7 protein-coding genes are annotated in these 7,184 nt (G+C 58.8%); all 7 read left to right on the plus strand.

The genetic code is table 11. The features are described 5' to 3' along the window. Positions 1-100: 100 nt before the first annotated feature. Complete coding sequence (gene pyrH, locus PSTU_RS0117850; protein ID WP_019342381.1) at positions 101-844, plus strand: UMP kinase; 744 nt, start codon at positions 101-103, stop codon at positions 842-844. Beyond that, positions 841-1,398, plus strand: a complete 558-nt coding sequence (gene frr, locus PSTU_RS0117855; RefSeq protein WP_019342382.1) for a ribosome recycling factor — start codon at positions 841-843, stop codon at positions 1,396-1,398. The genes pyrH and frr overlap by 4 nt, the downstream gene beginning before the upstream one ends. A gap of 158 nt (positions 1,399-1,556) precedes the next feature. Further along, on the plus strand, positions 1,557-2,318 hold the full coding sequence (gene uppS, locus PSTU_RS0117860) for a polyprenyl diphosphate synthase (RefSeq protein ID WP_019342383.1): 762 nt from the start codon (positions 1,557-1,559) through the stop codon (positions 2,316-2,318). Then, positions 2,312-3,127, plus strand: coding sequence for a phosphatidate cytidylyltransferase (locus tag PSTU_RS0117865; RefSeq protein WP_019342384.1), 816 nt, complete (start codon positions 2,312-2,314; stop codon positions 3,125-3,127). The genes uppS and PSTU_RS0117865 overlap by 7 nt, the downstream gene beginning before the upstream one ends. Beyond that, positions 3,121-4,314 carry a 1-deoxy-D-xylulose-5-phosphate reductoisomerase gene (gene ispC / locus PSTU_RS0117870; protein ID WP_019342385.1) on the plus strand — a complete coding sequence of 398 codons (1,194 nt, stop codon included), beginning with the start codon at positions 3,121-3,123 and terminating at the stop codon, positions 4,312-4,314. Before PSTU_RS0117865 ends, ispC begins: the two co-directional genes overlap by 7 nt. 84 nt (positions 4,315-4,398) lie before the next feature. Further along, on the plus strand, positions 4,399-5,751 hold the full coding sequence (rseP, locus tag PSTU_RS0117875; protein WP_019342386.1) for an RIP metalloprotease RseP: 1,353 nt from the start codon (positions 4,399-4,401) through the stop codon (positions 5,749-5,751). Between the two features lie 69 nt (positions 5,752-5,820). Beyond that, positions 5,821-7,184: outer membrane protein assembly factor BamA (gene bamA, locus PSTU_RS0117880; RefSeq protein WP_019342387.1), on the plus strand; the 1,364-nt coding region annotated here is incomplete at its 3' end.

Below are 7,184 nucleotides of genomic sequence, written 5' to 3' on the forward strand. Positions count from 1 at the left end.
CATCGCTTGGCACCAATGTGATACTGCGCTGTCATAGCGCAGACATTTTTTCGGCTGCAGGCCAGCCTAGTCATACAATGCCGCAGGAGAGACAACGCCAATGGCTCAGCAGATGAGTGCACGCAATCCTCGCTATAAACGCATTCTGCTCAAATTAAGCGGCGAAGCCCTGATGGGTTCGGAGGACTTTGGCATCGATCCCAAGGTGCTCGATCGTATGGCCTTGGAAGTTGGGCAACTGGTGGGCATAGGCGTAGAGGTTGGTCTCGTCATCGGCGGTGGCAATCTCTTCCGTGGTGCGGCTCTGTCTGCCGCCGGCATGGATCGGGTAACGGGCGACCATATGGGCATGCTCGCTACCGTCATGAACTCCTTGGCCATGCGGGACGCCTTGGAGCGCTCGAATATCCCAGCATTGGTCATGTCGGCGATTTCGATGGTCGGGGTCACTGATCATTACGACCGTCGCAAGGCGATGCGTCACCTGAAGAGCGGCGAAGTGGTGATCTTCTCGGCCGGCACCGGCAACCCGTTCTTCACTACCGATTCGGCTGCGTGCCTGCGCGCCATCGAGATTCATGCTGACGTCGTGCTCAAGGCCACCAAGGTTGATGGTGTTTATACGGCCGATCCGTTCAAGGATCCGAATGCCGAAAAGTTCGAGCAGCTGACTTATGATGATGTGCTTGATCGCAAGCTGGGCGTCATGGATTTGACCGCCATCTGCCTGTGTCGCGACCACAACATGCCGCTTCGGGTGTTCAACATGAACAAGCCCGGCGCCCTGCTCAATATCGTGCTTGGCGGCGCTGAAGGAACTCTGATCGAGGAACAGAACCAATGATCAACGAGATCAAGCAAGACGCTCAAGAGCGCATGAAGAAGACCCTGGAATCCCTGGCGCACGCGTTCGCCAAAATTCGTACCGGTCGTGCTCATCCGAGTATTCTCGACAGTGTGATGGTGTCGTATTACGGCAGCGACACTCCGCTGCGCCAGATTGCCAACGTGGTCGCCGAGGACTCGCGCACCCTGGCCTTGACAGTGTTCGACAAGGGCATGATTCAGGCCGTGGAAAAAGCCATTATGACGTCCGATCTGGGCTTGAACCCGGCCACCGCTGGAACCACCATCCGCGTACCAATGCCAGCGCTGACCGAGGAAACACGCAAGGGCTACACCAAGCAGGCCCGTGCCGAGGCTGAAAACGCGCGTGTTGCGGTGCGTAACATCCGTCGTGATGCGATTGCGCAGCTCAAGGATCTGGTCAAGGAGAAGGAAATCAGCGAAGACGAGGAACGACGCGGTCAAGACGACGTTCAAAAGCTGACCGACAAGTACGTTGCGGAAATTGACAAGGCGCTTGAAGGTAAGGAAAACGACCTGATGGCGGTTTGATGTCGCTGTACCGGACTTCGTCCGTACTGCACACGTCGGAGTGCGCCGAGCCCGACAGGTTCGTGGCGCGAGGGGCTAATCAGTCGTATCCCCGGAAATTGCCATCGGCGGTTTCTCCCATTGTTCGCAGCGTGATTGAGCGCAGGTAGAGTCGTTTCATGGATAAGGTCAGGCAGATTGCCGGACGGAATGTACCCCGTCATGTCGCAATCATCATGGATGGTAACAATCGCTGGGCAAAGCGGCGTCTCTTGCCTGGCGTGGCTGGACACAAGGCGGGTGTCGATGCGGTGCGAGCTGTCATCGAGGTCTGTGCCGAGGCGGGCGTAGAGGTGTTGACGCTGTTCGCGTTCTCCAGTGAGAACTGGCAGAGGCCGGCCGAGGAGGTCGGTGCGTTGATGGAGTTGTTCCTGACCGCGCTGCGTCGGGAGGCGCGTAAGCTCAACGAGAACGGCATCAGCTTGCGAATCATCGGTGATCGTTCGCGCTTTCATCCGGAGTTGCAGGCTGCGATGCTCAATGCCGAGGAGATGACTGCGGGGTCCGGCCGTTTCGTGCTTCAGGTTGCGGCCAACTATGGTGGCCAGTGGGATATTGCCCAGGCGGCACAGCGGTTGGCCCGCGAAGCGCAGCAGGGCCGTCTCAATCCAGACGAGGTGACTCCCGCAGTCTTTCAGCGCTATCTGACAACCGGCGACATGCCTCTGCCGGACCTCTGTATTCGCACCGGAGGTGAGCGACGCATCAGCAATTTCCTGCTGTGGCAGCTGGCCTATGCCGAGCTGTATTTCTCAGACCTGTTCTGGCCCGATTTCAAGCACGACGCAATGCGTACAGCGTTGGCCGATTTCGCCAAACGCCAACGACGTTTCGGCAAGACCGGTGATCAGGTGGCAATGGAGGTTCGAGCTGAATGTTGAAGCTTCGCATCATCACCGCAGCCATTCTTCTTCCGATCGCACTGATTGGTTTTTTTCTTCTCGACGGTCTCGCTTTCGCCTTATTCATAGGCGTCGTCGTCGTACTGGGTGGTTGGGAGTGGGCGCGCCTGGCCGGCTTTGAGGCTCAACCAGTCCGGGTGTTTTACGCGATGGCTGTCGGCCTGCTGCTTGCCGGGCTCTACATGTCGCCGTCCCTGGCGCCCTGGTTGCTTGCGCTCAGCGTCGTCTGGTGGTTGGCTGCGACGGCTCTGGTGCTCAGTTATCCCCGAAGTCAGCGACATTGGGGCGGGCGTGCCGGCAGCCTGCTTATTGGTTTATTGATTCTGTTGCCCGCCTGGCAGGGCCTGGTTTTGCTCAAACAGTGGCCGCAGGGTAATTGGTTGATCGTTGCGGTGATGGTCCTGGTCTGGGGGGCTGATATCGGTGCCTATGCGGCGGGCAAGACCTTTGGTCGTCGCAAGCTCGCTCCGCAGGTCAGCCCAGGCAAAAGCTGGGAGGGAATGATTGGCGGCTTGATTACCAGCCTGCTAATCGCATTGTTTGTTGGGCTTTACCAGTCCTGGTCTGCACGTGAGCTGGTGCTCGCTCTGTTGGGGGCGGCTCTGGTGGTGGTCATTTCTGTGGTGGGCGATCTGACCGAAAGCATGTTCAAGCGCAGTTCGGGTATCAAGGACAGCAGTCAGCTGCTTCCCGGACACGGTGGCGTGATGGATCGTATCGACAGCTTGACCGCAGCGGTACCCGTGTTCACGGTCCTGTTGTGGCTTGCCGGCTGGGGTGCATGGTGAGTGGCCCCTTGCAGGTAACGGTTCTGGGCGCCACCGGCTCCATCGGTCTGAGCACGCTGGATGTCATCGCACGTCACCCCGAGCGTTACCAAGCCTTTGCGCTCACGGCATTCAGTCGCATTGTCGAATTGCGCGAGCTGTGCCGACTGCACCAGCCCCGCTATGCGGTTGTGGCCGACAGTGCCAGGGCCCGCGTTCTGCAAGATCAACTCGACAGCGACGGTGTCAAGACGCGCGTGCTGGTAGGTGAGGGTGGCCTAAGCGAAGTTGCAGCGCATCCCGAGGTCGACGTCGTCATGGCGGCAATTGTGGGTGCGGCCGGTTTGCGCCCGACGCTCTCGGCGGTCCAGGCCGGCAAGCGGGTGCTTTTGGCGAACAAGGAAGCACTGGTCATGTCCGGCGCGCTGTTCATGCAGGCGCTACATGACAGCGAGGCGGTGCTGCTGCCCATCGACAGCGAACACAACGCCATATTCCAATGTCTGCCGGGCAATTATGCCGAGGGCCTGCGCCGCGTAGGCGTAAGGCGGATTTTGCTCACCGCGTCCGGTGGGCCGTTCCGCCAGCTTCCTCTCGATCAGCTCGCTGCCGTGACAGCAGAGCAGGCCTGTGCTCACCCGAACTGGTCCATGGGCCGCAAGATTTCGGTCGATTCGGCGAGCATGATGAACAAGGGGCTTGAGCTCATCGAAGCGTGTTGGCTGTTCGATGCGCGCCCGGAGCAGATCGAGGTTGTGATTCACCCGCAAAGCGTCATTCACTCGATGGTCGACTACGTCGATGGCTCGGTCCTGGCGCAACTGGGTAACCCGGACATGCGCACACCGATCGCCCATGCACTGGCCTGGCCGGAACGAATCGACTCCGGCGTATCGGCCCTCGATCTGTTGCAGGTAGCCCGTCTGGATTTCGAGGCTCCCGACCAGCACAGATTTCCGTGTCTTCGGATTGCTCGACAGGCCGCCCAAGAGGGTGGGACGGCGCCCGCGATGCTCAATGCCGCAAATGAGGTGGCGGTGGATGCTTTCCTCAATGGCCGCATTCGCTTCACGGAAATCGCGAGTATCATCGAGGACGTGCTCAGTCAGGAAGCGTCGGTTCCAGCTCGCTGCCTGGCAGATGTGCTTGCTGCCGATGCACAGGCTCGCGGGCTCGCTTCGCGCTGGCTGCAACGTCGCGAGCGGTAGTGCTAAAAGTCCCAACTTGGCTGTAGCGCTCCGGCATTGATCTGAGTCGCAGGCTTTTAAAAGACCTTTCGAGGCAGAGGAAATATGGGCGCGCTGTACATGATTATCGGCACCCTGGTGGCGCTGGGTGTACTGGTAACCTTCCACGAGTTCGGGCATTTCTGGGTGGCGCGGCGTTGCGGCGTCAAGGTTCTGCGTTTCTCGGTAGGTTTCGGTCGGCCTCTGTTGCGCTGGCATGACCGTCAAGGCACCGAATTCGTTCTCGCGGCTATCCCACTTGGCGGCTACGTCAAGATGCTCGATGAGCGCGAGGGTGACGTGCCGACTGCCCTGTTGGGGCAAGCCTTCAATCGCAAGAGTGTTAAGCAGCGCTTCGCCATTGTATCGGCTGGGCCTTTAGCCAACTTCCTGCTTGCCCTGGTGTTCTTCTGGGCGCTGGCAATGCTGGGGACCGAACAGGTGCGGCCGGTAGTTGGGGCTGTAGAGGCTGGCAGCCTTGCTGAGCGAGCCGGGCTGATGGCTGGGCAGGAAATTGTCGAAATCAACGGCAAGCCAACGGCTGGTTGGGCAGAGGTGAATCTGCAACTGATCAGGCGGCTTGGTGAAAGCGGCTCGTTAGAGCTGTTGGTGCGCGGCGTTGATGGCGATCAGCCGCAGCGGTTGCAGTTGGAACTGAAGGATTGGCTGAAAGGCGCCGAGGACCCGGATCCGATCGGCTCACTGGGTATTCGTCCCTGGCGTCCGGAAGTTGCCCCGGTGGTCGCTCAGCTGGATCCCGAAGGGCCCGCACACGCGGCCGGTGTGCTGATTGGGGATCGCCTGGTCGGCCTTGATGGCAAGGCGCTTACCGAATGGCAAGACGTAATAGATCGAGTCAAACCGCTGGGTGGACAGGCTGTTTTGCTGCAGGTCGAGCGTAACGGTGATCAGATTGAGCTGCCGCTGACGCTGGCCGAGCGTGGCGAAGGGGGCACGCGGCGGGGTTATCTCGGTGCGGGCGTTGCGGGCGGGGAATGGCCGCCTGAGATGCTGCGGCAGGTCAGTCACGGCCCTGTCGAAGCGGTCGGGGAAGGGCTCCGTCGCACATGGACAATGAGCGTTCTGACGCTGGATTCGCTTAAGAAAATGCTCTTCGGGGAGCTCTCGGTAAAAAACTTGAGCGGTCCGATAACCATTGCTAAAGTGGCGGGCGCTTCTGCACAGTCCGGCGTGGGCGACTTTCTGAACTTCCTCGCCTACCTGAGCATAAGTCTTGGGGTACTCAATCTATTGCCTATCCCCGTCCTGGATGGAGGGCATTTGCTCTTCTACCTGGTCGAGTGGGTCCGTGGACGTCCCTTGTCGGACAGGGTCCAGGGCTGGGGAGTACAGATCGGTATCAGCCTGGTTGTTGGGGTGATGCTGCTTGCGTTGGTCAACGACCTTGGCCGCCTTTAACCGCCATATACCTTGATGTCGCCGCGCCAAGCGCAGGTTCAATTATCAGGTTTGAAAAGAAAGGACTTCATGAAACGTCTGCTGCTACCTGCGGTGATTTCCGCACTGATGATTGCCGAAGTTCACGCCGAGTCCTTCACTATTTCCGATATACGCGTCAATGGTCTGCAGCGCGTCTCAGCTGGCAGCGTATTTGGTGCATTGCCGCTGAACGTTGGCCAGGCAACCGACGACAGTCGTCTGGTCGATGCAACCCGCGCGCTGTTTCGCACCGGCTTTTTCGAGGATATTCAACTTGGCCGTGAAGGCGATGTACTGGTAATCAATGTGGTCGAGCGCCCGTCGATTTCCGGCATCGAGATCGATGGCAACAAGGCGATCAAGACCGAAGACCTGCTTTCCGGCCTGCAACAGTCAGGTCTGGCGGAAGGTGAGATCTTTCAGCGCGCCACGCTTGAAGGTGTGCGCAACGAACTGCAGCGCCAATATGTTGCTCAGGGTCGCTACTCTGCCACGATCGAGACCGAGGTCGTCCCCCAGCCGCGCAACCGCGTCGCGCTGAAAATCAACATCAACGAAGGCTCCGTCGCGGCGATCAAACACATCAATGTCGTCGGCAATTCTGTCTTTCCGGATGAAGATCTCACCGATCTGTTCGAGCTGAAGACCAGCAACTGGTTGTCGTTCTTCCGCAACGACGACAAGTACGCGCGGGAGAAACTGTCCGGTGACCTTGAACGTTTGCGTTCTTACTACCTTGATCGCGGCTACATCAACATGGACATCACCTCCACCCAGGTGTCCATCACGCCCGATAAGAAAGACGTCTACATCACGGTAAACATCGCTGAAGGCGATCTTTATACCGTCAGCGACGTCAAGCTGAGCGGTGATTTGAAAGTGCCGCAGGAAGAGCTCCAGTCCTTGCTGTTGGCGAAGGAAGGGCAGGTTTTCTCGCGAAAGGTGATGACTACCACGTCAGAGCTGATCACGCGTCGCTTGGGTAATGAGGGTTACACCTTCGCCAACGTCAATGGCGTGCCGGAAACCAACGACGAGAACAACACTGTCTCGATCACTTTCGTCGTCGACCCGGGCAAGCGGGCCTACGTCAATCGCATTAACTTTCGCGGCAATACCAAGACTGAAGACGAAGTGTTGCGCCGCGAAATGCGCCAGATGGAAGGCGGCTGGGCCTCGACCTACCTGATCGATCAGTCCAAGACCCGTTTGGAGCGCTTGGGATTCTTCAAGGAAGTAAACGTCGAAACCCCACAGGTGCCCGGTACCGATGACCAGATTGACGTCAACTATAGCGTCGAAGAACAGCCTTCCGGTTCGATCATGGCGAGCATCGGCTTCGCGCAGAACGCTGGTCTGATTCTTGGCGGCTCGATCAGTCAGAACAACTTTCTCGGCACCGGTAATCGGGG

The sequence above is a fragment of the Stutzerimonas stutzeri SDM-LAC genome, assembly GCF_000235745.1.
Classification (GTDB): domain Bacteria; phylum Pseudomonadota; class Gammaproteobacteria; order Pseudomonadales; family Pseudomonadaceae; genus Stutzerimonas; species Stutzerimonas stutzeri_H.

What these genes read in the sequence shown, in the direction of transcription:
- pyrH (WP_019342381.1), top strand. Translation starts at nt 101, where the DNA reads ATGGCTCAGCAGATGAGTGCACGCAATCCTCGCTATAAACGCATTCTG.
- frr (WP_019342382.1), top strand. Translation starts at nt 841, where the DNA reads ATGATCAACGAGATCAAGCAAGACGCTCAAGAGCGCATGAAGAAGACC.
- uppS (WP_019342383.1), top strand. Translation starts at nt 1,557, where the DNA reads ATGGATAAGGTCAGGCAGATTGCCGGACGGAATGTACCCCGTCATGTC.
- PSTU_RS0117865 (WP_019342384.1), top strand. Translation starts at nt 2,312, where the DNA reads ATGTTGAAGCTTCGCATCATCACCGCAGCCATTCTTCTTCCGATCGCA.
- ispC (WP_019342385.1), top strand. Translation starts at nt 3,121, where the DNA reads ATGGTGAGTGGCCCCTTGCAGGTAACGGTTCTGGGCGCCACCGGCTCC.
- rseP (WP_019342386.1), top strand. Translation starts at nt 4,399, where the DNA reads ATGGGCGCGCTGTACATGATTATCGGCACCCTGGTGGCGCTGGGTGTA.